This window comes from Sphingobium sp. BS19 (assembly GCF_027925545.1).
In the GTDB taxonomy this organism is placed as follows: Bacteria; Pseudomonadota; Alphaproteobacteria; order Sphingomonadales; family Sphingomonadaceae; genus Sphingobium.
This window is the reverse complement of sequence record NZ_BSEF01000005.1, coordinates 133,261-159,518: the sequence shown is the minus strand read 5'-3', so window position 1 is coordinate 159,518 and position 26,258 is coordinate 133,261. Positions and strand designations below refer to the sequence as shown.

Annotated in this window: 28 protein-coding genes; 10 read left to right on the top strand and 18 right to left on the bottom strand. The window is 62.2% G+C overall.

Features of this window, described 5'->3' with window-relative positions; all coding sequences use genetic code 11:
* Window position 1: 1 nt before the first annotated feature.
* Window positions 2–562 (top strand): pseudouridine synthase, encoded by a 561-nt coding sequence (locus QMG56_RS06930; protein WP_281821849.1) that lies wholly within the window; start codon window positions 2–4, stop codon window positions 560–562.
* Window positions 562–1,278, top strand: coding sequence for an SDR family NAD(P)-dependent oxidoreductase (locus QMG56_RS06925; RefSeq protein WP_281821847.1), 717 nt, complete (start codon window positions 562–564; stop codon window positions 1,276–1,278). Before QMG56_RS06930 ends, QMG56_RS06925 begins: the two co-directional genes overlap by 1 nt.
* A 317-nt stretch (window positions 1,279–1,595) precedes the next feature.
* Here QMG56_RS06925 and QMG56_RS06920 read toward each other — a convergent pair whose 3' ends face one another.
* Window positions 1,596–1,802, bottom strand: a complete 207-nt coding sequence (locus QMG56_RS06920) for a hypothetical protein (protein WP_230188650.1) — start codon at window positions 1,800–1,802, stop codon at window positions 1,596–1,598.
* 157 nt (window positions 1,803–1,959) lie between these two features.
* Window positions 1,960–3,324 carry a M20/M25/M40 family metallo-hydrolase gene (locus QMG56_RS06915; protein WP_281821846.1) on the bottom strand — a complete coding sequence of 455 codons (1,365 nt, stop codon included), beginning with the start codon at window positions 3,322–3,324 and terminating at the stop codon, window positions 1,960–1,962.
* A gap of 123 nt (window positions 3,325–3,447) precedes the next feature.
* On the opposite strand from QMG56_RS06915, the gene ettA reads away from it, so the two are divergent.
* Window positions 3,448–5,127, top strand: coding sequence for an energy-dependent translational throttle protein EttA (gene ettA / locus QMG56_RS06910; protein WP_230188652.1), 1,680 nt, complete (start codon window positions 3,448–3,450; stop codon window positions 5,125–5,127).
* A 106-nt stretch (window positions 5,128–5,233) separates the two neighbouring features.
* On the opposite strand, the gene QMG56_RS06905 is transcribed toward ettA, so the two are convergent.
* From QMG56_RS06905 to QMG56_RS06880, 6 genes are all read right to left on the bottom strand, one after another.
* On the bottom strand, window positions 5,234–6,547 hold the full coding sequence (locus tag QMG56_RS06905) for a M28 family peptidase (protein WP_281821845.1): 1,314 nt from the start codon (window positions 6,545–6,547) through the stop codon (window positions 5,234–5,236).
* Between the two features lie 41 nt (window positions 6,548–6,588).
* On the bottom strand, window positions 6,589–7,380 hold the full coding sequence (locus tag QMG56_RS06900; RefSeq protein WP_230188654.1) for a metallophosphoesterase: 792 nt from the start codon (window positions 7,378–7,380) through the stop codon (window positions 6,589–6,591).
* Window positions 7,381–7,432: 52 nt separating this feature from the next.
* Window positions 7,433–7,987, bottom strand: coding sequence for a dCTP deaminase (dcd, locus tag QMG56_RS06895; RefSeq protein ID WP_230188655.1), 555 nt, complete (start codon window positions 7,985–7,987; stop codon window positions 7,433–7,435).
* 3 nt (window positions 7,988–7,990) lie between these two features.
* The gene (locus tag QMG56_RS06890; protein WP_281821844.1) at window positions 7,991–8,470 is read right to left on the bottom strand and encodes a cytidine deaminase; all 480 of its coding nucleotides are present in this window, start codon (window positions 8,468–8,470) and stop codon (window positions 7,991–7,993) included.
* Window positions 8,467–9,102: a GH25 family lysozyme gene (locus QMG56_RS06885; protein ID WP_281821983.1), complete on the bottom strand. Its 636-nt coding sequence runs from the start codon at window positions 9,100–9,102 to the stop codon at window positions 8,467–8,469. Before QMG56_RS06885 ends, QMG56_RS06890 begins: the two co-directional genes overlap by 4 nt.
* Before the next feature lie 76 nt (window positions 9,103–9,178).
* Window positions 9,179–9,661: a UPF0262 family protein gene (locus QMG56_RS06880; RefSeq protein ID WP_230188657.1), complete on the bottom strand. Its 483-nt coding sequence runs from the start codon at window positions 9,659–9,661 to the stop codon at window positions 9,179–9,181.
* A gap of 172 nt (window positions 9,662–9,833) precedes the next feature.
* Between QMG56_RS06880 and QMG56_RS06875 the strand changes: the two genes are divergently transcribed.
* Complete coding sequence (locus tag QMG56_RS06875) at window positions 9,834–11,321, top strand: replicative DNA helicase (protein ID WP_230188658.1); 1,488 nt, start codon at window positions 9,834–9,836, stop codon at window positions 11,319–11,321.
* Entirely contained in the window at window positions 11,308–12,132 is an 825-nt protein-coding gene (locus tag QMG56_RS06870; protein WP_281821843.1) for a L,D-transpeptidase family protein, read from the top strand. The genes QMG56_RS06875 and QMG56_RS06870 overlap by 14 nt, the downstream gene beginning before the upstream one ends.
* On the opposite strand, the gene QMG56_RS06865 is transcribed toward QMG56_RS06870, so the two are convergent.
* Window positions 12,129–12,548: a BLUF domain-containing protein gene (locus QMG56_RS06865; protein ID WP_281821842.1), complete on the bottom strand. Its 420-nt coding sequence runs from the start codon at window positions 12,546–12,548 to the stop codon at window positions 12,129–12,131. The genes QMG56_RS06870 and QMG56_RS06865 overlap by 4 nt on opposite strands.
* Before the next feature lie 148 nt (window positions 12,549–12,696).
* On the opposite strand from QMG56_RS06865, the gene QMG56_RS06860 reads away from it, so the two are divergent.
* Complete coding sequence (locus QMG56_RS06860; RefSeq protein ID WP_281821841.1) at window positions 12,697–13,230, top strand: DUF5946 family protein; 534 nt, start codon at window positions 12,697–12,699, stop codon at window positions 13,228–13,230.
* A 103-nt stretch (window positions 13,231–13,333) separates the two neighbouring features.
* Here QMG56_RS06860 and QMG56_RS06855 read toward each other — a convergent pair whose 3' ends face one another.
* From QMG56_RS06855 to QMG56_RS06825, 7 genes are all read right to left on the bottom strand, one after another.
* Window positions 13,334–14,110 (bottom strand): phosphoadenylyl-sulfate reductase, encoded by a 777-nt coding sequence (locus tag QMG56_RS06855; protein WP_281821839.1) that lies wholly within the window; start codon window positions 14,108–14,110, stop codon window positions 13,334–13,336.
* Window positions 14,103–14,543 carry a DUF934 domain-containing protein gene (locus QMG56_RS06850; RefSeq protein WP_230188663.1) on the bottom strand — a complete coding sequence of 147 codons (441 nt, stop codon included), beginning with the start codon at window positions 14,541–14,543 and terminating at the stop codon, window positions 14,103–14,105. The genes QMG56_RS06855 and QMG56_RS06850 overlap by 8 nt, the downstream gene beginning before the upstream one ends.
* Entirely contained in the window at window positions 14,536–16,167 is a 1,632-nt protein-coding gene (locus QMG56_RS06845) for a nitrite/sulfite reductase (RefSeq protein ID WP_281821838.1), read from the bottom strand. The genes QMG56_RS06850 and QMG56_RS06845 overlap by 8 nt, the downstream gene beginning before the upstream one ends.
* Before the next feature lie 13 nt (window positions 16,168–16,180).
* Window positions 16,181–16,477, bottom strand: a complete 297-nt coding sequence (locus QMG56_RS06840; protein ID WP_230188665.1) for a DUF2849 domain-containing protein — start codon at window positions 16,475–16,477, stop codon at window positions 16,181–16,183.
* Window positions 16,474–17,250, bottom strand: a complete 777-nt coding sequence (gene cobA / locus QMG56_RS06835) for a uroporphyrinogen-III C-methyltransferase (RefSeq protein ID WP_230188849.1) — start codon at window positions 17,248–17,250, stop codon at window positions 16,474–16,476. The genes QMG56_RS06840 and cobA overlap by 4 nt, the downstream gene beginning before the upstream one ends.
* 75 nt (window positions 17,251–17,325) lie before the next feature.
* The gene (gene astD, locus QMG56_RS06830) at window positions 17,326–18,759 is read right to left on the bottom strand and encodes a succinylglutamate-semialdehyde dehydrogenase (RefSeq protein WP_281821837.1); all 1,434 of its coding nucleotides are present in this window, start codon (window positions 18,757–18,759) and stop codon (window positions 17,326–17,328) included.
* A gap of 78 nt (window positions 18,760–18,837) precedes the next feature.
* Complete coding sequence (locus tag QMG56_RS06825; RefSeq protein ID WP_281821836.1) at window positions 18,838–19,635, bottom strand: glucose 1-dehydrogenase; 798 nt, start codon at window positions 19,633–19,635, stop codon at window positions 18,838–18,840.
* Between the two features lie 158 nt (window positions 19,636–19,793).
* Between QMG56_RS06825 and QMG56_RS06820 the strand changes: the two genes are divergently transcribed.
* The 4 genes from QMG56_RS06820 (at window position 19,794) to QMG56_RS06805 (ending at window position 24,605) form a co-directional block, all read left to right on the top strand.
* Entirely contained in the window at window positions 19,794–20,858 is a 1,065-nt protein-coding gene (locus tag QMG56_RS06820; RefSeq protein WP_281821835.1) for a phosphotransferase, read from the top strand.
* A gap of 24 nt (window positions 20,859–20,882) precedes the next feature.
* Complete coding sequence (locus QMG56_RS06815) at window positions 20,883–22,055, top strand: acyl-CoA dehydrogenase family protein (RefSeq protein WP_281821834.1); 1,173 nt, start codon at window positions 20,883–20,885, stop codon at window positions 22,053–22,055.
* A 64-nt stretch (window positions 22,056–22,119) separates the two neighbouring features.
* Window positions 22,120–23,757, top strand: coding sequence for a GMC family oxidoreductase (locus QMG56_RS06810; RefSeq protein ID WP_281821832.1), 1,638 nt, complete (start codon window positions 22,120–22,122; stop codon window positions 23,755–23,757).
* Window positions 23,754–24,605 carry a sugar phosphate isomerase/epimerase gene (locus QMG56_RS06805; RefSeq protein ID WP_281821830.1) on the top strand — a complete coding sequence of 284 codons (852 nt, stop codon included), beginning with the start codon at window positions 23,754–23,756 and terminating at the stop codon, window positions 24,603–24,605. Before QMG56_RS06810 ends, QMG56_RS06805 begins: the two co-directional genes overlap by 4 nt.
* On the opposite strand, the gene QMG56_RS06800 is transcribed toward QMG56_RS06805, so the two are convergent.
* A complete protein-coding gene (locus QMG56_RS06800; RefSeq protein WP_281821829.1) occupies window positions 24,602–25,615 on the bottom strand; it encodes an NADP-dependent oxidoreductase in 1,014 nt (337 codons plus the stop codon). The two genes, QMG56_RS06805 and QMG56_RS06800, sit on opposite strands and share 4 nt — an antisense overlap.
* Window positions 25,616–25,620: 5 nt before the next feature.
* Window positions 25,621–26,160 (bottom strand): nuclear transport factor 2 family protein, encoded by a 540-nt coding sequence (locus QMG56_RS06795; protein WP_281821828.1) that lies wholly within the window; start codon window positions 26,158–26,160, stop codon window positions 25,621–25,623.
* Window positions 26,161–26,258: the final 98 nt, after the last annotated feature.

Sequence of the window (26,258 nt, the reverse complement as noted above, 5' to 3'; positions counted from 1 at the left end):
CATGGCGCGATTGATCCTGTTCAACAAACCCTATGGCGTGCTGTGCCAGTTCACCGACGAACGCACCGGGCCGCCACGCCCGACGCTGGCGGATCATATCAAGGTGCCGGGCGTGTATCCGGCGGGACGGCTCGACCTGGATAGCGAAGGGCTGCTGCTGCTGACCGACGACGGACGGTTGCAGGCGCGGATCGCTGACCCAAAGTTCAAGACGCCCAAGACCTATCTGGTGCAAGTCGAAGGCGATGCGCAGGACGTCGAGATTGACCGGTTGCGGCGCGGAGTCGATCTGAAAGACGGGCGGACATTGCCGGCCGAAGTGGAGCGGATCGACGATCCGGCACTATGGCCCCGCGATCCGCCGGTGCGGTTCCGCAAGAGCGTGCCGGATTGCTGGCTGCGGGTGACGATCCGAGAGGGGCGCAACCGGCAGGTGCGACGGATGACCGCAGCGGTCGGGCATCCGACGCTGCGGCTGGTGCGCTGGCGCATCGGGGACTGGACGCTGGACGATGTGCCGCCGGGCGAATGGCGGGACGCGCCAGGTGCTGGCGCGCGGTGATGCCCGATGTCGCAGTCGTGATCGGCGCGTCAGGCGCGATTGGCGATGCGGTGGTGCGACGTCTTGCGCGGGATGATCGCTTTGGCGCGGTTCTGGCGCTCAGTCGTCGTCCGGTGGAGACGGTCGACGGCGTTGTCTCCAGCGCCATCGATCTGCGTGACGAGGACGGTATCGCTGCCGCTGCAGGCCAGGCAGGCGCGTTAGGCGCGGTGCGGCTGGTGTTCGTGGCCACGGGCATGTTGCACGATGGCGCGCAGCAGCCGGAGAAAAGCTGGCGCGTGCTGGATGCGGAGCGGCTTGCCAATAGTTTTGCCGTCAATGCGATTGGTCCGGCATTGGTAGCCAAGCACTTCCTGCCGCTCTTCCCACGCGAAGGGCGGGCCGTGTTCGCGGCGTTGTCGGCGCGCGTCGGGAGCATCAGCGATAATCGGCTGGGCGGCTGGTATGGCTATCGCGCGTCGAAGGCTGCGCTCAATCAGATGGTGCGGACGCTGGCGATCGAACTGGGGCGCAACAGACCGGAGGCGTTGTGCGTAGCGCTGCATCCCGGCACTGTGACCAGCGATTTGTCGCAGCCGTTTACGCGGGGCCGCGATGCGGACGATCTTTTTACGCCCGACCAAAGCGCAGAATATCTGCTGGGCGTGCTGGATCGCTTGTCCCCTGCCGATAGCGGCGGCCTGTTCGCGTGGGATGGGGCGGCGATACCGTTTTGATGCGGTGGCCTGTGGCGAAAAGACTTTGCACGGCAGGGATACAAGCCGGTGGCATCAGAAGCTAAAGCGAACATCAAAGTTTTCAGCATGGAAAAGCCGTCAGCCTGAACCCTTCGACGTGCTCAGGACAGGCGTGTTTCAGGGTCCATTTCTCACCCCGCACCTCCGCTCCAAATGGCGGGATGGATGCTGAAACAAGTTCAGCATGACGGGGAATTGAACCGCAAGCCGCAGTTCCAGATGCCAGACGGCAGACGAAAAAAGAGGCGGCCCGCTGATGCGACCCGCCTCTTTTAATTTCACGCAATAAGCGTGGATTACATTGCGTTGCCCGCAGCGTTTTCCACAGCGTTCGCAGCGTTCATCGTGTTGTCGGCAGCGTTGTCCATCGCGTTAGCGGCGTTTTCAACGACGTTTTCGACAACTGCGTTCGAAGCGTTCGCAGTTTCGTTGGCGGGCTTTTCGCCGCAAGCGGCAAGCGCCATCAGGCTGGCCGAAGCGAAAACTACAGCGATCTTCTTCATCTTGTATGGCTCCCATAGCATTAGCACGCGGCAGGTTTTATATGGCCTTACGCGAGCGACCCGCTTTAGTGTGTGCGGTCCACAAATCAACGTTTTTTTGCGCCGGTGAACCGATGGAATCACGCGACGACGTGTTCTCTACTACATAAGTTCACTTTTATCGCAAACTTTCTTGTGCATTGGCAGCGATGGCCAAAACAGTCGTCCAGGCCGCGACATTCTGCCGCAGTTGCTGGGGATCGATCTTGTCCAGCGTATCATCCGCGGTGTGGTGCAGATCGAAATAACGGGTGCCGTCCTGCTGCAAATCGATGGTCGCGATACCCGCATCGGCGAATTTGGCATTGTCCGCGCCACCGCCCGCGCGCTGTGCACCGGCGCTGATACCCAGCGGCGCAAGGGCCGATGCGATCCGCGTGGTAACGGGCTTGGCCGCTGTGGGGAAGGCGAAATCGACGCGCCAGATGCGGTCGGCGCCGAAATCGGACTCGGATGTCAGGACGTGCGGTTCGCTTTTGTGGGCCTCGTAATAGGCATTGCCGCCATAGGAGCCGACTTCCTCCGCGCCTGCCAGCAGGATGCGTATGGTACGGCGCGGCGTGCCTGCGTCCATGATCCGCTTGGCCGCCGCCGTGACGATGGCGACGCCGGAAGCATCGTCAATCGCGCCGGTGCCCAGATCCCAGCTATCCAGATGCCCCGTCACCATGATGATCCCGGCGTCCGGATCGCTGCCCGGCACTTCGGCGATGACGTTGCCCGACTGCTGGGTGCCGTTGAAGCGAGGGGTGAGCAGCAGGGACAGCGTTACGGGCTTGCCGCGCTTGAACACGCGCTCAAGCTGATCGGCATCGGGCACGGAAAGCGCGGCAGCGGGGATGGGCGTTACGCCCTCTGGAAAGTGCGTGACGCCAGTGTGCGGCACGCGGTGATTATCGGTGCCGATCGATTTGATGAGGATCGCCGCTGCGCCCTTTTGCGCGGCGATACCGGGACCGGCAAAGCGGGCCGCACCGAATGCGCCATAGCTGGAGCCATCCTGCGTCGCCTTCATCGCGTGGCTGACGAAGGCGATCTTGCCTTTCAGGCTACCATCGGGAGCCGCTTGCAGATCGGCGAGTGTCGGAAAATACACGACCTCTGCCGTCAGTCCCTTTTTGCCGGTCGCGCCGCTGTTGCCGAGTGCGGTGATGGTCAGGCTTTGCGGGAAGGGTGATACGAGCGTTGCGGTTTCTTCGCCGCGCACCCAGGCGGGCATCGTGTAAGGTTCGATCCGCACATTGCTGAACCCCAAAGCCTTCAGCTTCACTACGGCCCAATCGCGGGCCTCGGCTTCCCGCTCGGTCGCGGCGGGGCGGGGGCCGACTTCGGTGGTCAGGCCTTCAACGATGTCCATCGCGATATCATCCTTCAACGCAGCATCGCGTAACGCGGCCACGTCAACGGCGGGCGATTGCGCGCTGGCGGTCGCCGCAAGCAGGAGGAAGGGGAGGGCGAGCGGGGTCAGTCCGATTTTATGCATGGTTTGAGGGGTAGCGGGCATCTGCCCATTTGCCAATATCCGCGCTGTCCGCTAACCCGGCGCCAACCCATTTATATCCCGATCCCGTTCCTATCTCTATTCCAGTGTGGAGAGACTTCTTACATGGCCGTCCAATACAGCTACGTCATGAAGGGCCTGACCAAGACCTTCCCCGGCGCCAACAAGCCGCTGTTCAACAACATCCACCTGCAGTTCCTGCCGGGTACGAAGATCGCGATCATCGGCGTCAACGGCGCGGGTAAATCGACGCTGATGAAAGTCATGGCGGGTTACGACAAGGACTTCACCGGCGAAGCATGGTCGGCCGAAGGCTTGCGCGTGGGCTATCTGGCGCAGGAACCGCAGCTCGACAACAGCAAGACGGTGATGGAGAACGTCAAGGATGGCGTGCGCCCCGTCGCCGACATGCTCGACCGCTTCAACAAGATCAGCGAGATCATGGGCGATCCGCCGGAGGACGCGGATTTCGACGCGCTGATGGAAGAAATGGGCACGCTTCAGGAAAAGATCGACGCCGTCGATGGCTGGACGCTCGACAATCAGCTTGAAATCGCGATGGAAGCGTTGCGTTGCCCTCCGGGTGACTGGGGCGTGGAAAGCCTTTCGGGCGGTGAAAAGCGTCGTATCGCGCTATGCCGCCTGTTGCTTGAGAAGCCTGATATTCTGCTGCTCGACGAACCGACCAACCATCTCGACGCCGAAAGCGTTCAGTGGCTCGAACAGCATCTGATCAACTACACCGGCAACGTCATTCTCGTCACCCATGACCGTTACTTCCTCGACAATGTCGTGGGCTGGGTGCTCGAACTAGATCGCGGGCGCGGCATTCCCTACGAAGGTAACTACTCCGCATGGCTGGAAGCCAAGGGCAAGCGGATGGAATTGGAAGAGCGTGAGGACGCCGGTCGCCAGAAGGCGATCAAGGAAGAGCTGGAGTGGATTCGCCAGTCCCCCAAGGCGCGCCAGACCAAGTCCAAGGCCCGTATCCGGGCGTTCGATGAACTGGTCGAAAAGCAGGAAAACCGCGCACCCGGCAAGGCGCAGATCGTCATCCAGACGCCCAAGCGTCTGGGCGGCAAGGTGATCGAAGCGCATGGCCTGACCAAATCCTATGGCGACAAGCTATTGTTCGAAAATCTCGACTTCCTGCTGCCGCCCGGTGGCATCGTTGGCGTGATCGGCCCGAACGGCGCGGGTAAATCCACGCTGTTCCGCCTCATCACAGGTCAGGAAACGCCCGACGAAGGCGAAATCCAGGTCGGCGACACCGTCCAGCTTGGCTATGTCGATCAGAGCCGCGATTCGCTCGACGCGAACCACAATGTCTGGGAAGAAATTTCCGGCGGTCATGACCTGATGACCATCGGCAAGCATGAGATCCAGACGCGCGCTTATGTCGGTGCCTTCAACTTCAAGGGGCCAGACCAGCAGAAAAAGGTCGGTCAGCTATCGGGTGGTGAGCGCAACCGCGTCCATCTGGCCAAGATGCTTAAGGAGGGGGGCAACGTCCTCCTGCTCGACGAACCGACCAACGATCTCGACGTCGAAACGCTGCGCGCGCTGGAAGAGGCACTGGAGAATTTCGCCGGATGCGCCGTGGTCATCAGCCATGACCGCTTCTTCCTCGATCGCCTCGCGACGCATATCCTGGCGTTCGAAGGCGACAGCCATGTGGAATGGTTCGAGGGGAACTTCGAAGCGTACGAAGCCGACAAGCGCCGCCGTCTGGGCGATGCGGCGGATCGGCCTACACGATTGGCGTATAAGAAGCTGACGCGCTGATTTTTCGCTTTTAACAAATCCGTTCGGGCTGAGCCTGTCAAAGCCTTCCCTTTCTTCAAAGGAAGGGCCCTTCGACAAGCTCAGGGCGAACGGTTTGGAGGCACTTCTACTTCCGTGGTGCCATCCCGCCGAACGTCACGATGCTTTCCGCACCACTCGCGCTGACGGCCGCCACGCCGATGAATGTGTCATCCACGATGACGTCCTTCAGCAGCGTTTCGGTGGCGTCTTTCACGATGCGGCTATCGGTCCAGTCCTGCGCGTCGGCCTTGCGCCAGCGGATGCGGTAGGCGACGGCACCGGGCACGGCGTCCCACATCACCTTCGTGTCCGAGGAAACGGCACCGTCCAGACTGACCGTCGCCGGGGCGGCAGGGGCGCTGGCCAGATCGCGGAGGGCCGCGACATTCAGCGCGGTGACCTTGGCGAGATAGGGGAAGTCCATCGCTGAGACGGTGTCGCCATATTCGCGGCCGTTTTCAGTGCGCAGATCCTGATGCTGGCGGTCGTAATTCTCGACGCCCACGGAAAAGCGCACCGCCGGATAGCCAGCCTCCAGCAGCGGAGTATGATCGCCGCCGCGCCCGAAGCGGTCCGGGCGGCGTACCGCGAATACGTCCAGACCAATGGCGGGGTTGCCCGCCGCAATGCCGTCGATCTTCTTGGCGAGGGCGCGCGAGGGGCTGTCATCCTCGCCGCCGATGCCGCGCCGGGTCATTGCGGCCTTGATATCCTCGGCAGAGCGCGCGCCTTCGGAAAATACGCGCACGCGCTGATCGACGATGCTGCCGTTCTGGCCCAGCGTGTTGCCGACGATGTCGTTGTTGAGCATGGCGCGCACCTGCCACCCGCGCGCCTTGGCGGTCGCGGCGAGCAGCTTGCCGCCCCAGAGGCCTTGTTCCTCGCCAGAGAGCAGCGCGTAAACGATGGTGCCATCGAATTTCTCGCCCGCCAGCACCCGTGCCGCTTCGATCACCAGCGCGGTGCCCGACGCATCGTCATTCGCGCCCGGCGCATCGCTGGTGAAGTCCATCACGTCGCTCACCCGGCTGTCGATATGCCCCGCGACGATCACGACCTGATTGGGATCGCCCGTGCCACGCTGGATCGCCAGCACATCGACGACGTTCACGCCGTCCGGCGCGCGCGGGCCGGTGAAGCGGTCCTCGACCATCTCCACCTTCAGACAGCCGCCGCAGCCTTTGGAAATCTTCTCGAACTCCGCCGCCCCCCATTTGCGCGCTGCGCCGATACCGCGTTTGGGATCGGTGGCGGAGGACAGCGTGTGGCGCGTGCCGAAGCTGACGAGCTTTTCGACGGTCGTCTTCAATCGCGCAGGGTCGGGCGCCTTGGTCTGGGCAAAGCTGGCGGGGGCGAAGAGGGCGAGCGCAGTCGCGGCGAGCAAGGGAGCGGTTTTCATGCGCGCTGTTGTGCAATGCCTCTGCGCTGTCCGCAAGTCGTTCAATCTGCTGTGGAAAGAAACCAGTGTTCGTCGCCCTGAAGGCCGATGGCAGTCAGCCGTCCGCTAAGATACGCGCCGGTGTCGATGCCGATGCGGTTGGGATGTTCGTCCACGTCCTGCGTAATGGTGTGGCCATGAATGACGACCTTGTCGAAAGGGTCGGGGCATTTGAGGAAATCGCCGCGTATCCAGTGTAAATCCTGGCTGTTCTGCGCGTTCAGTGCCACGCCCGGACGTACACCGGCATGGACGAAGACATAGTCGCCCATTTCGATCATGTCGGAAAAGCTATCGAGAAAATCGACATGAGCGCGGGGGATATTGGCGAGCATCCACTGGCCTATGTCCTCTGCCTTCATCTTGGCATAGTCCGCTGCGCTCAGACCATAGCTGAGCAGCGTCTGCTCGCCGCCGATACGGCAAAAGAAGCGCACCGATGCCACATCGCCACGCGCCGCCTCGACGAAGATTTCCTCGTGATTGCCTTTGATGAAGCGGATCGGCACCCCTGCTCTCGCCAGCTTGAGCGCATGGTCCACCACCTGACAGGATTGCGGCCCCCGGTCTATCAGGTCGCCCAGCAGGATGAGTTCGGTGGGGCAGGGGATGCAATCGGCGTCATTGTCGTCGATCCGACGCAACAGATCGATCAGCAGGTCGGCACGCCCGTGGATATCGCCGATGGCATAGACGCGCTTGTCATCGCCGATGCTGGCTGCGCGCGTTTCGATGGCGTCTTCATCGACGCTGTCGGGGTCTGGGGAGGGGGACTTGCGAAAGAAACCCAGCATAGGCGCTACCCTTGGCGGACAGGCCCTAAGTCCGCTGTTACAAAGGGCTAACTCAAAGCCGGGGCAGCGTCACGCCCTTTTGTCCCATATATTTGCCGGCGCGGTCGGCATAGCTCGTTTCGCAGGGTTCATTGCCTTCCAGGAACAGGAACTGGCACGCGCCTTCATTGGCGTAAATCTTGGCGGGAAGCGGCGTTGTGTTGGAAAATTCCAGCGTCACATGGCCCTCCCAACCCGGTTCTAGCGGGGTGACGTTCACGATGATGCCGCACCGCGCATAAGTCGATTTGCCAAGGCAGATCACCAGCACGTCACGCGGCACACGGAAATATTCGACCGTGCGGGCCAGCGCAAAGCTGTTGGGCGGGATGATGCAGCAATCGGTCTGGCGGTCGACGAAGCTGTTCGCGGCGAAATCCTTGGGGTCCACGATGACGCTGTCGATATTGGTGAAGATCTTGAACTCGTCCGCGACGCGCGCGTCATAGCCATAGGAGGACAGACCATAGCTAATGCAGCCATCGCGCCGCTGGCTCTCCACGAACGGCTCGATCATGCCGTTTTCCTGTGCCTGTTTGCGGATCCATTTGTCGGAAAGTATGCTCATGTCTCAAGCGTCCTTCAGGGGCGCGATGCCCAGATTGGCGGGACCAAAGGCGTGGGGCAGCAGATCGGCCACCCGATGTTCGTGGATCGCATCGCCCACCGGCGCGACGCAATAGATGGCAAGGGTGCGGCCTGCCATCTGCTCGGCTTCGTTCATCACCTGACGGCAGCGACCGCAGGGGGTGATGACGGCGGAAGGATCGGCGGCGGCATCCATCGGGCCGCCGCTGACGGCAATGGCGGTAATATCGGCGAGACGTCCCTGCGCGCTGATCGTGGCAATCGCCACCGTCTCAGCGCAGAGCGACAGGCCATAGCTTGCGTTTTCGAAATTGCTGCCGGTCACGACCGTTCCGTCAGTCAGCCGTACGGCTGCGCCAACGGCAAAGCGGCTGTATGGCGCATGAGCATGAGCCATCGCGCCGCGCGCCGATGCGATCAACGCGGTGATGTCTGCGGGGGGAAGGGCGGGGCTGTCTGTCATTGCGCTACGACATCCCATTCCACCGGGGCGTCGACGCCGTCAAGCCGCCGCATGTCCGATGCGGTCCACATCACCCAGGGGCGGCTGGCATAATCCGGGGCGATGAAGTTCCCCTCCAGCCACAGCGTGCGGTTGATGCCTGCGCCGATATCATATTGCGCATCGAACGCCTTCGACACGCGGACCAGTGCAGGCTTGCCGGAATGCGCTTCAATCAGGTTCAGGAAGGTGTTGAGGTCCGACAGCACGATATCGCGGCCGGGGCGGCGGGCGCATCGCGGGTCGAAATCGAGCCGGGCGACGGGGGGCAAGGCAGCATTGTCGCGCGGCACGGTTGCCATGAACAAGGTCGCCTGATCCACCGCCCGGTCGCACAGGCTGTACCGATGCGCCGCGCCGTACCGCAGCCCAGCCGCTCGCGCGCCTGCCCAATTGGCGGCGAAAGCCGGATCGCGATGGTGCGCGCCAGAAGAGGCCAGCACATAAGCGAAGTCGGCATGACGGGCGCGGACAGTGCGCCAGTCGATTGGACCGTCGGCTTCGCTGACCGAAAGCCCCTGCATCGGATAGGTGTCGCGCGGCGGTGCCCAGCGGATCGCATAGGCCCAGCCTGCCGCCGCCAAAATCGCCATCACGATAAGGATCAGCCCGATTCGACCGAGCGTGCCGCGATAATTGCGGCCACGATTTCGTTGTACGCGCAACTGCTTATCCCTTGATATGCAGAACGCAGAGCAACGTGAACAGGCGGCGGGCGGTGTCGAAATCGACGTCAATCTTCCCGTCCAGCCGTTCCTTCAGGATATCCGCAGCCTCGTTGTGGATGCCCCGGCGGGCCATGTCGATCGTTTCAATCTGCTGCGGCGTGGCAGCGCGGATCGCCTGATAATAGCTGTCGCAAATCGCGAAATAGTCTTTGATCGCACGGCGAAACCGCGCAAGACCAAGGATTATGGTTTCCAGCGGGCTGTCGTCCTCCCGCCGAATCTCTATGACCAGCCGCCCTTCCTCGACACCCAGCCGCACTTTGTAGGGGCCGGCGTACTTGTCGGGATGCTCCCGCTGCGGCGCGAAATGGTTTTCTTCGAGCAGGTCGAAGATCGCAATCCGGCGCTCCTGCTCGACATCGGCATTGCGCCAGATGATCGTACGCTGGTCCAGCTCGATATCTATGATGCGGGGATCGGCCATATTGCTGTGTTGTCAGTGCGGCGATGAGCCGGGAAATGCAAGAGGCCATAAGTATCTCCCTTTCGCCGGAACGGGAAGGAATCAAGTTATCCACAGCTTCGTCCACAGGTCATCCACAGCGCCTTGTCGCGCCGGACTTGCTCCTGACGGCGAACAGGCCGATGATAGAGCCATGGCCGAAGTGATGAAGTTGATGCCCGCGGGAGATGCGGCGCCGCAGGAACTGCCGCGCAATGTGGAGGCGGAAGCCGCGCTGCTGGGCGCGCTGATGATCGACAATCGCATTGCCGAAGACGTGCAGATGAAGCTGCGCGCCGAACATTTCTTTGAGCCGCTGCACGGGCGCATCTACGACGCGATCATGCGGCTGCTCGAAAAGAACATGGTCGCCAATCCGGTAACGTTGAAGCCGATGGTGGAGCAGGACCCGGCGCTGAAGGAACTGGGCGGCGCGGCCTATCTTGCGCAACTGACGGGCAATGGCGCGGCGCTGATCGGCGCGCGCGATTTCGCGACGCAGATTTACGATCTCGCCTTGTTGCGAGAGCTTGTCGGGGTCGGCCGCGAACTCGTTGAAAACGCGCTGGACACCAGCGAGGATGTCGATCCGCGCGCGCAGATCGAAGCGGCGGAAGTCGCGCTGTACAAGGTGTCCGAAGGCGAAGGCGAGACGGGGTCGGTCAAGAGCTTCCTGACCGCCAGTACGCTGGCCGTGAAGCAGGCGGAGCGTGCGCTCAATAGCGGCGGGCATCTGTCGGGGATCACCACCGGGCTGAATTCACTGAACGAGAAAATCGGCGGCCTGCACAATTCCGACTTGATGATCCTGGCGGGACGTCCGGGCATGGGCAAGACTTCGCTAGCGACCAACATCGCCTATAACGCCGCCTCGCGCTGGGTGCGCGACGATGCCGAGGGGATCGATGCGGCCAAGAATATGGGTGCAAAGACGGCGTTCTTTTCGCTCGAAATGTCCGCCGATCAGTTGGCTACGCGCGTGCTGGCCGAACAATCGGGGATCAGCGGCGAAGCATTGCGCATGGGCAAGATCAGCCATGCCGATTTCCAGAACCTGTCGCGCGCGGCGCGTGAGTTGCAGGATCTGCCGCTGTTCATCGACGATACGCCGGGCCTCACCATCGCCGCGCTGCGCACCCGTGCGCGCCGATTGAAGCGGCGGCACGACATTGGCTTCATCGTCATCGATTATCTTCAATTGTTGCAGGGCACCGGCAAGGGCGGCGACAATCGCGTGCAGGAAATTTCCGAAATTTCGCGTGGTTTGAAGACGTTGGCGAAGGAACTTCATGTCCCGGTTCTGGCGCTGTCGCAGCTTAGCCGCGCGGTGGAACAGCGCGAAGACAAGCGCCCTCAACTGTCCGACCTTCGCGAATCGGGGTCGATCGAGCAGGACGCGGACATGGTGTGGTTCGTGTTCCGCGAGGATTATTACGTTTCCGCCAAGCAGCCGCGCGATGTGGAGAGCGAAGAGCATCGCGTCTGGGCCGAAGAGATGGAAAAGGTCTATGGCCTCGCCGAACTGATCGTCGCAAAACAGCGCCATGGTTCCACGGGGCGCATCCGCATGAAGTTCGATGCCAAGATCACCAAGTTCAGCGACCTTGCCGAGGATAGCTATGGCGCGATTGCCTACGAATAGCGCGCTACTGGCGCTCGCGGCGATCCTCGTGCCGTGCAGCGCAATGGCCGCTTTGTCGCCGACATTGGCCAAAAGTGCCTCTTCGTCGCTGCTGCCCGGTCAGTTCTTGTGGGACGAGACCGATAGCGGTACCGGGCCGGTCGCTATCATGGTCAGCATCGACCGGCAGCATCTCTACGTCTATCGCGATGGCGCACTGATCGGCGTGTCGACTGTGTCCACCGGTAAGCCGGGGAAAGACACGCCGCTGGGCGAATTCCGCATCCTGCAGAAGAACGTTCATCACCGCTCGAATATCTACAGCAATGCGCCGATGCCCTATATGCAGCGGCTGACATGGGGCGGGATCGCCATTCATGGCGGGCAACTGCCAGGCTATCCGGCCTCACATGGCTGCATCCGCGTACCGCTCGCGTTCGCCAAAAAGCTGTTTGCCGCCACCGATATGGGCGGAGTGGTCAGCGTATCCGACGGCCAAAGCGGGCCGTTTTTGCGGATCGAGGTGGACGTTGCCAGCCTGTCAGGGGATATTGCCCCGGCATGGGACGGCAGGGTGCGAGACATTCAGCTTGCGACACAGGCAGCGCCCCCGCCACCTGTGCGCGTAGCGGCTCTTCCCCCGGTGAAGGCGGCAATTGCATCGGCACCGCGCGACGTTCCCACTGCACCGCCGCCCAAATTGAAGGTCGACCGTGTCGTGCTGGCGCGGGCGGATATCGCAACGCCCCAGCACGCCGTTGTCCGCAACCCCGATGCGCCCCATTGGCGGGTCCCCTATTATCAGGATGCAACCGTCAAAACGGGAGATTAGTGGGCGATCGAACCTGTATGCCCTGCATGCGTGGATGGCACCCAAAATTGCGCCTTAACCGGCGGCCCGCAGCGTTCGAGCAATGTTTCGATCTTACCGCGTAGGACGGGGCCGCTGTTGCCATCGTCATAGGCCATCGCCCACCCGCCAAATTGCCGACGCTCCAGCATGCACGCATCCACGATACTGAGCGTATGGTGCAGCGGATCTTTCGATATTCTGTCGTACAGAATTCGCACGATCAGTTCCGGTCCTTCGATTGTCTGTAAAAAATGGGTGGTGTTGTGGACGAGCACCCCAGTGACATCGAACTTACTGTTGTTCCGCCGCGACTTGGCGAGGATTTCGCTGCAGTCTTGTACCCCGGGCGGGTGAGACGCAGTGCTGGTGTAGGTCAGTTGAAATATGTCGGGCATGCGACCGCTCCGTTTTGTTTATTCGCGGTGGCCCTTAAGCCAACACCGCCCGGATGAACAGTAGCGCATGTCACCTTCCCGTCGCGCAACGCCTTGCGTACCATGCCTCTTGCCTTCATGAAAAGCAGTATCAAGTGGCGCGTAACGCGTGGAGCGGGGTATCCTGACAGTTGAGCATGATGTGGAATGTCCCGGCTGTGGTCTGATCCTGCCACGTCAGGCGAAGGTGGCCGGGCACCGTTATATCCCTGCCTCGCCTGAATGTTGGTCTCTTTTCTCCGAGGTGCTCGCGAGTGAGTACGAGAACGTCGTCATCTACTCGGCCGTGCATCAACTGACGGTCGATTGCTACGCCGTTCAACATGCGGTGAACCACCCGGCCAAATCGCTCGTCTCGCATCTCGTCTCCCTCCATCTTCAGCTCGTCGACGGGATGACGGGCTTCGAGGCACGGGATCGGCTCAAGTTCCTCGTCGATACCACGCGGGATTATCCTGAGCTCCCTTCTCCCGAACGCCGGGCGGGCGTCACGATCTTCGATGTCGCGCTGAAGGTCGGATCGTCGGATTACGTGCGGGCGGTGCGCGACTGGGCTGCGGCGGTTTGGGAGAGCTGGTCAGGATCCTATGGCGCGATCGGCGCGATCACGACCGAGCTGAAGTGTCGCTATGAGGTTCGTTGAGGAGAGAAACCTCTGGGACGTGAACGACGCGGCCGATGTTCGCGCCCTGCTCAGGCACGACTCGATCGGCCTGCGCCGCTTACGGGTTACGCTGGCATGAAGGTCAAAAAGACGGCAGGTTTGCCGGGTCGTTCGGGTCGAGTGGGGAGACCGGCGAATGGATGCCGCATTCGACCTTGTCCCATCCGCGCCACCGTCCCGCACGCGGGTCTTCGCCGGGCAGAACCTTCGATGTGCACGGCTCGCAACCGATAGAGGGATAGCCTTCCGCTTCCAGCGGATGGCGCGGCAGATCGTGCGTCTCGAAATAGGCGTCCAGATCGTCCTTGGTCCAGTCCCCCAGCGGGTTCAGTTTCATCTGGCCGTTCGCCACTTCGAAACGGGGGATGTTCTGGCGGGTGGCGGCCTGAAACGCCTTGCGACCGGATATCCACGCATCCAGCCCGTCCTTGGCGCGTGCCAAAGGTTCGACCTTGCGGATTTCGCAGCAACCGTCGGGATCGTAGGACCAGCGCAGGCCCGTCTCGTCCTTCTTTGCCAGCACTTCCAGATTGGGTGTGACCGTCTGACTGTCGCGAATGCCGAAGCGCGCCACGAGCAGATCGCGATAGGCAAGCGTCTCAGGAAACATTTTGAGCGTATCGACGAAGATTACCGGCACGTCTGGGTCCGCCTGCGCCACCAGATGCAGCAGCACAGCGCTTTCAGTGCCGAAGGAGGAGACAGTGGCGATCCGCCCCAGCGTCTTTTCGGCAAACAAGGTGCGCAGCATGGGCAGCGTATCGACACCCGCGAAGCGAGCGTTGAGCGCATCGGCATCCGCCTGCGTAAAGGCAGGACGGCTATCGATAATGTCCAGCTTGCGTGCTGCCTCAGCCATTCGCGGCCTCGGGATGGCGCTTGGCCCAAACGGGCACGCGGCCATCGACGGACTTTTGATATACGTCCTTATAGCGCGCGAGCGTGGTATCGACGACAGCCTGATCGAACGGATGATCGGGTTGGAAGCTGTCGAAGCCGCAACGGCGCATCGCCATCAACTGATCGACCAGCACATCGCCCACCGCACGCAGTTCGCCCGTATAGCCTGCTTCGCGCAGGATACGTGCGGCGGAATAGCCGCGCCCGTCGCCGAAGACCGGGAAGTTCACTTCGACTAGCGAAATCCGATCCAGCGTCCCCAGCAACTGACGCGCGTCGTCGCTCGGTTCGATCCGGACGGCGGTGGCGTTGGTCTGGCCCGCAAAGGCCTCGACGGTCACGGTCGGTTCCTGACCCGGCTCGTCATCGCGGAAAGACAGGAAATCAACCATAGAGGGCCTCCTTGAACGGCTTCATGCCCAGACGGCGATAGGTGTCGAGGAAGCGTTCGCCTTCGGTGCGTTCGCGGACGTAAAGGTCAGTGACTTTTTCAACGGCATCGACGATTCCGTTCTCATCGAAGCCGGGACCAGTGATGCTGCCGACGCTCGCATCTTCCGCGCCCGATCCACCAAGCGAAAGCTGATAGTTTTCGACGCCGCGCCGGTCGACACCCAATATGCCGATATGTCCGGCATGATGGTGGCCGCAGGCATTGATGCAGCCGGAAATCTTCAGTTTCAATTCGCCCAGATCACGCTGCCGCACCGGATCGGCGAAGCGCTCGGCGATCTTTTGCGCGACGGTGATCGAGCGTGCATTGGCGAGGCTGCAATAATCGAGGCCAGGGCAGGCGATGATGTCGCTGATCAAGTCCAGATTGGCTTCGGCCAGTCCTACTGCATCCAGTTCCTGCCAGATCGCATACAGGTCCGCCTTTTTCACGAAGGGCAGCACGATGTTCTGCGCATGGGTGACGCGCAATTCGTCCAGCGAGAAGCGCTCGGCAAGGTCCGCCATCAGGTCGATCTGCGCCGACGATGCGTCACCCGGGATGCCGCCAATTGGCTTCAGGCTGATGTTGACGATGGCATAGCCGGGCTGCTTGTGCGCCTTCACATTCTGGTCGATCCACAGCGCAAAAGCAGGGTCGGAGCGATCGATGTCGTCCGACAGTCCTGTCTCGTATGCAGGATCGGCGAAGTAGCCGCGAATGCGGTCCAGCTCTGCAGTTGGCGGATTGAGGCCAAGCTGCTTCATCGCGAGAAATTCTTCCTCGACCTGCCGCTTATATTCGTCCTTGCCGATTTCGTGGACTAGGATCTTGATCCGCGCCTTGTACTTGTTGTCGCGGCGACCGTAGCGATTGTAGACGCGCAGGCAGGCCTCGATATAAGAAATGATCTCGTCTTCGCCCACAAAGTCCCTGATTTCAGGCGCGACCATCGGCGTGCGGCCCATGCCGCCGCCCGCGAAAATCCGCGCACCGACGACACCATCGCGCTTTACCAGCTCGATACCGATATCGTGCAGGCGCATCGCGGCGCGGTCTTCTTCCGACGCGATCACGGCGATCTTGAACTTGCGCGGCAGATAGGTGAATTCAGGGTGGAAGCTCGACCACTGACGCAGCAGTTCGGCCCAGGGGCGCGGATCGACGATTTCGTCCGCTGCGACACCGGCATATTGGTCCGATGAGATATTGCGGATGCAATTGCCGCTGGTCTGGATGGCGTGCATCTCGACCGTGGCCAGCTCGGCTAGGATGTCCGGCGCATCCTCCAGCTTGATCCAGTTATACTGCAGGTTCTGCCGCGTCGTGAAATGCGCGTAATCGCGATCATATTTGCGCGCGATATGGCCCAGCATCCGCATCTGCTTGCCCGACAGCGTGCCATAGGGAATGGCCACGCGCAGCATATAGGCGTGGAGTTGCAGATAGAGGCCGTTCATCAGCCGCAGCGGCTTGAACTGGTCCTCGGTCAGCGCACCGGCAAGGCGGCGATTGGTCTGGTCGCGAAACTCCTCAACGCGGGCCTCGACGATCGACTGGTCATATTGGTCGTAACGATACATGTCAGATTGGCCCTTAAATTACCCACTGTCCGGCGTTGGGGTCCGCCGGTTTCAGCGTGAGGTCGGGGCGCACCGTGGGGCCGAGCGCCCGGATGCGATCCTTGATATGGGCGGGGCGGGGGCCATCGTCCGACGGCGTAGCGTCGATCACATAGGCGCCCACGACATGCCGCGCGGCTTCCTCGCGCCGGGCAAGGTCGTCTCCGGTTTCGCCAACGTCCACTGCATCGGCGACAAGGCGCGACCAGCCATCGCCCGCCCACCAGATGACATCGCCCGTCGGCAAGTCATTGCCCGTCAAAATTTTCACGAAAAGCTCTCCATTTGCGCAGCGAACGCCGCCAGCCTGTCTTCCGCATTGCCGCGCAATACTACATCGCCCACGACGATCAGCGCAGGGCTTTGCACCTGCTCGCGCGCGATCATGCCGCCCAGATCGGCCAGCAATGTCCGCATCGCGCGCGCGTCATGTCGGGTGCCTTTTTCCAGCACCGCAACAGGCGTGCCGGGCGATACGCCATCGGCGATCAGCTTATCGGCTATGTCGTTTGCGGTGGCCACGCCCATGTAGATCACCAATGTGCGACCGACGCCCGCGAGGCCCGACCAATCCTGATCGGTCAGGCCCTTGCACTGGCCCGCAACGAAGGTGACCGCGCTGGACGCATCGCGATGGGTCAGCGGGATTTGCGCTTGCGCTGCGCAGCCGATGGCCGCGCTGATACCCGGCACGATCTCGACGCGGACACCGGCGGCGCGGCAATCCTCCGCCTCTTCGCCGCCGCGCCCGAAAATGAACGGATCGCCGCCTTTCAGCCGCACGACATCGCGTCCGGCCAGCGCTTCCTGCACCAGCAGCGCGTTGATCTGGTCCTGCGGCATCGAATGACGGCTGCGGCTCTTGGCCACGCTGATCAAGCGCGCATCGGGGCGCGCCATCGCCAGTATCGCGTCATCGACCAGCCCGTCATGCACGATCAGTTCCGCGGCCGCGATCAGCCGCGCCGCGCGGAGCGTCAGCAGATCGGGGTCGCCGGGACCGGCGCCGACCAGATAGACTGTTCCAGAGCTATTGATTTCCATGATCCGCAAATGGCGACCCGCCTGCTGCATCGCAACCGAGAATGGATTGCGACGCATGTAGGAAATGTTTGGCCCTCAATCGCCCATGGCAGAAACGTCGACGTCTTTCAGACCCACGGCGATGCTGGCGCGGGGCTGGTCGGATTCCGACGATACCACCGGGAATGCGCAATAATCGGCAGCATAATAAGCGCTGGCGCGGTGATTGCCTGACAGGCCGACGCCACCGAACGGTGCGGCAGAGGATGCGCCGTTGGTCGGGCGGTTCCAGTTAATGATGCCCGCGCGCACATTGGACCAGAACTGGTCGTAATGCTCCGGCGTGCCGCCGATCAGCGAGGCGGACAGGCCGTAGCGGGTGTTGTTGGCTTCAGCGATGGCGGAATCGAAATCGGGAACGCGGATCACCTGCAACAGCGGCCCGAACAATTCGATGTCGGGGCGTTCGGGCATGTCGGTTACGTCGATCATGGCGGGCGAGACGAAGGGCAAGTCCTTATGCGGCCGCACCATATGTTTGATCGGCCGCCCGCCATTGCTCATCAGGATCAGGAAACTTTCGGTCAGGCCATCGGCAGCCTGATTGTCGATCACCGGACCCATATAAGGCTGCGGATTGGCATGGGGATGATCGACGATCATCCTGTCGGCGATCTTCTTCACTTCGGCGATCAGCAGGCTGGCCAGACTGTCGCGCACGATCAGGCGCTTCGCCGCCGTGCAGCGCTGGCCCGCGGACAGAAACGCCGATTGCGCGACGAGCGAAGCCGCGCTGGCAATGTCGGGCGTGTCCCACACGACGATGGGGTTGTTGCCACCCATTTCCAGCGCCAGGATCTTATCCGGCTGACCGGCAAACGCCTTGTTAATGGCGATGCCGGTGTTGGCGGAGCCGGTGAACAATATGCCATTGACGTCGGGATTGGCCGTCAGCGCGCGGCCTTCGTCCGGGCCGCCCGCGATAAGGCGCACCAGCCCTTCGGGAACCCCGGCCTGATAATAAAGATCGACGAGCATCTCGCCCACCGCAGGCGTCTTTTCCGATGGCTTGAACACAATCGCGTTGCCCGCGATCAGCGCCGGAACGATGTGACCGTTGGGCAGATGCGCCGGGAAATTATACGGCCCCAGCACCGCCATCACGCCATGCGGCTTGTGGCGGACGGCCTGCTTCATCCCCATCGCGCCTTCCAGCCGTTTCATGCCGGTGCGCTCGGAATAGGCGGCGATGGAAATATCCACCTTGCCGATCACGGCGGCGACTTCGGTGCGCGCGTCCCAAAGCGGCTTGCCGGTCTCGCGTGAGATCAGGTCGGCAAGCGCCTCTTCCTTCGCCCGCACGGCGTTGGCGAAGCGCCGCATCGTCTCGACGCGGATGGCCAGCGGTTTGGCCGCCCATAAGGGCCAGGCTTCACGGGCGCGCGCGACTTCGGCGGAGACATCGCTGATCGGCTTTTCCCATAAATGGGCGCCGGTGGCGGGTTCGATAGATACCAGGGTCGATGACATGGACAGGATATGGCGTAATTATGCAGTCGTTAAAAGAGGGGCTGTGCACCCGCATCGCCGTTGCGTTTGGCTATCGCGCTATAGCGCCGTCATCCCACCATCGATGCTGAACGCCGCACCTGTCGCAAAGCGCGCTTCGTCCGACGCGAGAAACGCAACGATAGAGGCGATATCGTCGGGATGACCCAGATGGCCGATGGGGTGAACCGACAGGAACCCAGCCAGCGTTTCCTCCGGATTGGGTACTTGCGCCAACACCTTGTCGATGATCGGCGTGTGGATCGCGCCGGGATGGACGCTGTTGCAGCGGATGCCGTATTTTTCCTTTGCGCAATGGAGCGCGATGGATTTGGTCATCAGCGTCACGGCCGCCTTTGCTGCGTTATAGCCGACAAGGCCCGGATCGGCCTTCAGGCCCGCCGCCGATGCCATGTTGACGATCGATCCGCCGGTTTTCTTCATAAGCGGCAGGGCGCTCTGGCATCCCAGGAACACGCCGATGACATCGATCTCCAGTTCGTGCCGGAGCGCCTCTACATCCAGCGTTTCGATGGACCCCATGGTCGTGATCCCGGCATTGTTGACGAGTATGTCCAGCCGCCCATGCGCAGCTTCGATCCGGGCTATCGCGCTATGCCATTGCTCTTTCGATGTGACGTCCAACGTCATCGCCTGTGCGCCCGCAAGCGTTGCCGCATGTGCCACAGCGCCTTGCTCGTCGATGTCCGCGACCCAGACTATCGCGCCTTCGCCTGCCAGCCGCGCTGCAATCGCTGCGCCCAGCCCGGACGCCGCACCCGTCACCAGCGCGATGCGGCCTTCGAGCCGATGGGGAAAGGGCGGAAGCGGCGGAGCCTTGTGCAATATGTCCATCATGGCATGGTGCCGGAAAGCGGCAACCGTGCACCTGTCACATACAAGAGGGGACTTTGCACGGCGAGAATCGCAAAGCACGGGTGGCAGCGATAGGCTATGCCCAGTACAAATATCGCCAGACCACAGATGATCGCAGGACGGGAGCCGGAAGGCAGCATATGAGCAGCACTGATCGCGAACAGCGTTTTGCCGGGTCCGGCGCCATTCGAGACGGCCACGGGTTCGATGCGGCGCGCCTTGCCGAATGGCTCGGACAGAATGTCGCGGATTTCGCAGGTCCGCTGACGGTTGAGCAGTTCAAGGGCGGCCAGTCCAACCCGACCTACAAACTCATCACCCCCGCGCGCAGCTATGTCATGCGTCGCAAGCCACCGGGCCAGTTGCTCAAGGGCGCACATGCCATAGAACGCGAATATCGCGTGATCCGTGCGCTGGGGGCAGCGGGGTTCCCGGTCGCGAAAGCCTATGCTCTGTGCGAGGATGCCGACGTCATCGGCACGGCCTTCTATGTCATGGATATGGTGGAAGGGCGCATCTTCTGGGATTCGACACTCCCCGGTCTCGATCCCGCCAACCGCGCCCGCCATTTCGACGCAATGAACGCTACCATAGCCCAGCTTCATGCCATCGACCCGGTTGCAGCGGACCTTGCCGACTATGGCCGCCCCGGCAATTATTTCTCCCGGCAGATTACCCGATGGTCCGGGCAATATGCGCAGGATGTCGCGGCAGGGCGGCTGGATGATATGGACTGGCTGGCCGAATGGTTACCAGCGCATATTCCGCCGGGCGATGAAAGTGCCGTCGTTCACGGTGATTTCCGTGCCGACAACATGATCTGGCACGCCACGGAGCCGCGCATCCTTGCGGTGCTGGACTGGGAACTGTCGACGCTGGGTCATCCGCTGGGCGATTTCACTTATCATCTGATGATGTATCATTTGCCGCCGCATATCATCGGCGGGTTCAAGGGCGCGGACCTTCGCGCGCTAGGCATCCCGACCGAAGCGGAATATGTCGCCGCTTATTGTGAACGCACCGGACGGGACGGGATCGACAACCTCAATTTCTATCTGTCGTTCAACATGTTCCGCTTTGCCGCAATCATCCATGGGATCAAGGGACGGATGGTGCGTGGCACCGCATCCTCTCCCGAAGCGGCCAGTCTGGTGACGGTGCTGCCCGAACTTGCCGCCATCGCCCGCGCCACGGCCAATCGCTGATATTCAAACGAAGGAATGCCCGTAATGGCTTACACAGAACGCGCCCTTGAAATTGCTGCCCGTGTCGAGGATTTCGTCCGCACGGTCGTCATCCCTTATGAAAAGGATACGCGCCGCACCTCGCATGGGCCGAGCGAAGAACTCGCCGCCGAACTTAAGCAGAAGGCGCGCGACGCCGGGTTGATGACGCCGCATATCCTGCCCGACGGCAGCCATCTGATGCACAGCGAAGTCGCGCTGGTCCTGCGCAAATCGGGCCTGTCGCCGCTCGGACCGCTGGCGCTCAACACCGCAGCGCCGGACGAAGGCAATATGTATCTGTTGGGCAAGGTCGGCAGTGCCGAGCAGAAGGAACGCTTCCTTGCGCCGATGATCGCGGGTGAGGCGCGTTCCGCTTTCTTCATGACCGAACCGGCGGAAGATGGCGGCGCGGGGTCGGACCCTTCGATGCTGAAGACGCGCGCGGTGCTGGACGGGAACCACTGGGTCATCAACGGGCGCAAGGCGTTCATTACCGGTGCCGAAGGTGCAAAGGTCGGCATAGTCATGGCGAACAGCGGCACCGCCGATAAACTCGCCGCCACCATGTTCCTCGTCGATTTGCCCGATCCGGCCATTCGCATCGAGCGGGTGCTGGACACCATCGACAATTCGATGCCCGGCGGCCACGCGATCATCGCCATCGAGAACCTGCGCGTGTCCACCGATCAGATATTGGGCGAAGTGCACAAAGGCTTCGACTATGCCCAGATCCGCCTCAGCCCCGCGCGGCTTACGCACTGTATGCGCTGGCTTGGCGCGTGCACCCGCGCGCAGGAAATCGCGACCGATTATGCCTGCCGCCGCCACGCGTTCGGCAAGCCGCTGATCGATCACGAAGGCGTCGGCTTTCCGCTCGCCGAAAACATGATCGACCTGAAGCAATGCGAACTCATCATCGATTGGTGCGCCGGGGTGCTGGACAGCGGTGAACTGGGCACGACCGAAAGCTCTATGGCGAAGGTGGCGGTGTCCGAAGCGTTGTTCCGCATCGCTGACCGCTGCGTTCAGGTGATGGGCGGCACCGGCGTAACGCAGGACACCATCGTCGAACAGGTGTTCCGCGAAATCCGCGCTTTCCGCATCTATGACGGCCCGACCGAGGTCCACAAATGGTCGCTCGCCAAGAAGATCAAGCGCGCCCACAAGACCGCCTGACGTAAACGCCAGTAGTCGGCGGGCGCTCGCCCGTCGATCCTCGCTCCAAACATAGGGAGCGGATATGCAGGGCGCACTGGCGGACAGTTACGATTATATCATCATCGGTGCAGGCTCGTCCGGCTGTGTGCTGGCCGAGCGGCTGTCCGCCGATCCGCGCAATCGCGTGCTGCTGGTGGAAGCAGGCGGGCCGGACCGCTCGCCCTGGATCACCATGCCCAAGGGGATCGCCAAGCTCGTCACCAGTCCGTCGCATATCTGGGCCTATCAGGTCGATCAGCCCCGGACGCCCGATGCCGACCCGCATGAAGTGTGGATCAGGGGCAAGGGGCTGGGCGGTTCCTCCTCCATCAACGGCATGATCTGGAGCCGAGGCGAAGCGGCGGACTATGACGATTGGGAAGCGGCGGGCTGCACCGGCTGGAACGCTGGCTCGATGCTGGCGGCCTATCGCGCCATAGAAGATCACGGCATGGGCGGCAGCGAGACGCGCGGGCAGGGCGGCCCGGTGCATGTCACACCCGACACCTATCGCTATCCGCTGGCCGAACGGATGATCGCGGCGGGGGAGGCGATGGGCCTTGCGCGCACCGATGACCTCAACAGTCGCGGCGGCGGACGTGTCGGCTATTACAGCCACAATATCCGCAAGGGTCGTCGCCAAAGCGGTGCCGTCGCCTTCCTGCGCAAGGCGGCAAAGCGGAGCAACCTGCATATCGTCACCGACACGCTGGCGCGCAATGTGCGTATCTCAAACGGGCGTGCGGTAGGGCTGGGGCTGCGCAATCCCGAACGGGGCGACTTTTCGGTCAACTGCGCGGGGGAAATCATCCTGAGCGCGGGTACGTTGGAAAGCCCGCGCCTGCTGCAACGGTCGGGTATCGGCGATGGAGCGGTGCTGCAGGCCGCGGGCGTTGAAACCCGGTTTCACAGCCCCGATGTGGGTCGCCGGATGCTGGAGCATTTGTCCTTCACCATGCCCTTCCGCCTCAAGCGCGACAGCGGCATCGCTGGGCATTATTACGGCAAGGGGCTGCTGGCATCGGTCGCCCGCTATTATCTGACGCGCGGCGGGCCGATGGCGACCGGGCCGTTCGAAATCGGCGCGTTCCTGAGCACGATGGGCATCGGCCAGCGCACCGACCTGCAACTGTATCTGAGCGGCTATATGTTTGCGCTCGCGGACGACAATCATCCGGTGCCTCTGGGCGCAGTCGCCAAGACGCCGGGGATGACGGTGTCCGGCACCCTCCTGCGCATGACGAGCGAAGGCAGCATTCAGATCACCGGGCCGGAACCGGAGTCGCCTGCATCCATTCACCCCAACTGGCTCTCGACGCCGGAAGATCGCACTGCCGCCATCGCGTCGATCCGCATGATGCGGGACTATGTCGCGCAACCCGCCTTGGCGCAGGATGTCGGCGAGGAGTGCATCCCCGGCGCGCAGGTGCAAAGCGACGAAGCGCTGCTCGACAGTTTCCGCGCCTTGTCCACCAGCGGCCTGCATGGCGTCGGCACATGCCGGATGGGCGGCGGAGAGACTGCCGTTCTCGACGCGCGGCTGAAGGTGCGTGGCGTGGAAGGGCTGCGGGTCGCGGACTGCTCCGTCATGCCCGGCACGATTTCGGGGAACACCAACGCGCCTGCGATGGCGCTCGGCTGGCGGGCGGCTCAAATACTCACGGAAGATCGCGCGGCGTGAGGGCGCGACCGCTTTTCATACCGACCTATTTCACGCTGGCGGGCAATATCGGTCCGTTCGACGCCATAACGATCAGCCCGCATTCGCTCGCTGAACGCGCCTGTGCAGCGGCGCAGGCGGGCTATGGCGGCTTTGGCTTCGGACATCAGGATATCGCCCATTTGCTTGCGACCATTGGCGCGGCGGAGGTGAATGCGATCCTTAACGACAACGGACTGGCAGTCCGGGAAGTCGAAGTGCTGACGGACTGGTTCGCAAGCGGCGACCGTCGCGCAGCGTCCGACCGTCAGCGCCGTGAAATGTTGCACGCCGCCGCAGCCATCGGCGCGCGCCACATCAAGGTCGCGGGCGATCTGACGCTGCCCTATGTTTCGCGCGACGCCACCATCGAAGCGTTCGCCATCCTGTGCGATGAAGCAGCGGAGGTTGGCACCGCCGTCACCATCGAACTGTTCCCGCCGTCCAGCATCGCAACGCTGGAAACCGGGCGGGCCATCGTGGAGGGGGCGGGGCGCAGCAATGGCGGTCTGCTGCTCGATATCTGGCACATGGTTCGCGGCGGGATCACGATGGAGGCCATAGCCGCGCTGCCGCCGGGAATCGTTACCCATGTCGAACTGGACGATGGCCCGTTATCGCAGCAAGGCGATTTTCTGGAGGAAACGATCAACGACCGCCTGCCACCCGGCGCGGGGGCGTTTCCCATCGCCGATTTCCTACAGGCGCTGGATAAATGCAGCTACGAAGGCCCCTTCGGCGTGGAAATCCTGTCCCACGCCTTCCGCGCCATGACGCCCGCGGAGGCCGCGCGGCAGTCATTGGCACATCTGGACACGCTTTTCCCCTAAATCAGTTTCAGGATCATCTTGCCCTGATTGGACCCTTCGAACAGGCGCAGGAAGGCGGGGAGGGCGTTGTCGATGCCTTCCTCGATATGCTCGTCGAAGCGCAGCGTGCCTTCGGCGGCCATCTTCGCCATGGCTGTGCCGCCTTCCACGAACCGGTCGAGAAATTCGCTGATCAGGAACCCCCGGATCGTCGCGCTGTGGACGATCAGTTGCCATAGGTTGCGCGTGCCATAATGCTCCGAATTATATTCGGAGATCAGCCCGCACAGCGCGACCTGTGCGAACTGGTTCAGATGGTCGAGCGTCGCGTCCAGCCCGACGCCGCCAACATTTTCGAACACCAGATCGATGCCATCAGGTGCCGCCGCGCCGATGTCCGCGCTCAGCGCCGCTGCGTCCTTGCCGCGATAATCGATTGCAGCGTCGAAACCGTAATCGTCGATCAGGCGCGCGCATTTTGCCGGACCGCCAGCAATGCCGATCACCCGGCATCCCGCCCGCTTGCCCAACTGACCAACGAGCGAACCCACCGCACCCGCCGCGCCGCTGACCAGCAAGGTCTGGCCGCTTTTAGGCTGCAATATCTCGATCACGCCGAAATAGGCCGTCAGGCCCACCGCACCCATGACCGACAGGAAGTTGGTCGGCGAAGGCACAAGGCTGACGTCGATGGGCTGCGTAAACCCGCCCAGCTTGCCGACCGAATAGTGCTCGATACCGTTCAGGCCCATCACCCAGTCGCCGGGCTTGAAACCCTCGGCCTTGCTCTCTTCAACGATACCCACCGTCGTGGCGCGCACCGGATCGCCAAGCGCGACCGGGGGCAGATAGCTCGGCACATCGTCCAGCCAACCCCGTATCGCCGGATCGAGCGAGGCATAATGGTTGCGGATCAGGAACTCCCCCGGCTGCAATTCCGGCAGCGGCGCATCGACCAGCGCGAAGTCGCTGTCCTTGGGCATCCCGTCGGGACGGGCAGTCAGCAGGAAACGGCGGTTGGTATCGGTCATGGTTCTTATCGTCCCGAAGTGCCCGACGCCCAATCGCGCGTCTGGCTGAAATCCGCGCCCTTGCGGCCGGACAAGTGAATGGCGGGCATCTCGTTCAATATGCCGTCGCTCGCCGCATCGTGCCGCGCCCAGTCGATCAGTTCACGCCGCCGCTGGATCGCCCATTTGCCATCCTTGCAGCTATATTCGTCGATATAGCGCCCGGCCATGAACAGGTCTTTCGGCTCGTCATTCTCATTGGTGCGGTGCCAAGCAAAGAAATAGACTTCGCCCGTCGCGGTGCCTGCATCGAGATCAATGGAAAGGTCGATCTGACCCAGCAAATGCTGGCTGGAAACGAGGTCGGCCAGAAACCCCTGTGCAAAATCGGTATAGGCTTCCGGTCCGCCACGCAGCAGGCCGCAGTCGACATCGGCATCGGGGTGGAAGGAACGCAGTTGCAGGTCGCGGTCAAGCCGGTCCTGCCCGCGCATATAATCCTGAATCGCCTGCGTAATATCCCGACGCGCGGTCAAATCGCGTATTTCGCGTTCAATATCCTGCAATTGCCTCTCCTGTCGGCTTAGCGTTGGGCGCAAGGTAGATAGGCTGGGCAAAGGTGGCGACTTGTGTTTCCACTAGGTCGCCCACCATCGCCTGACAC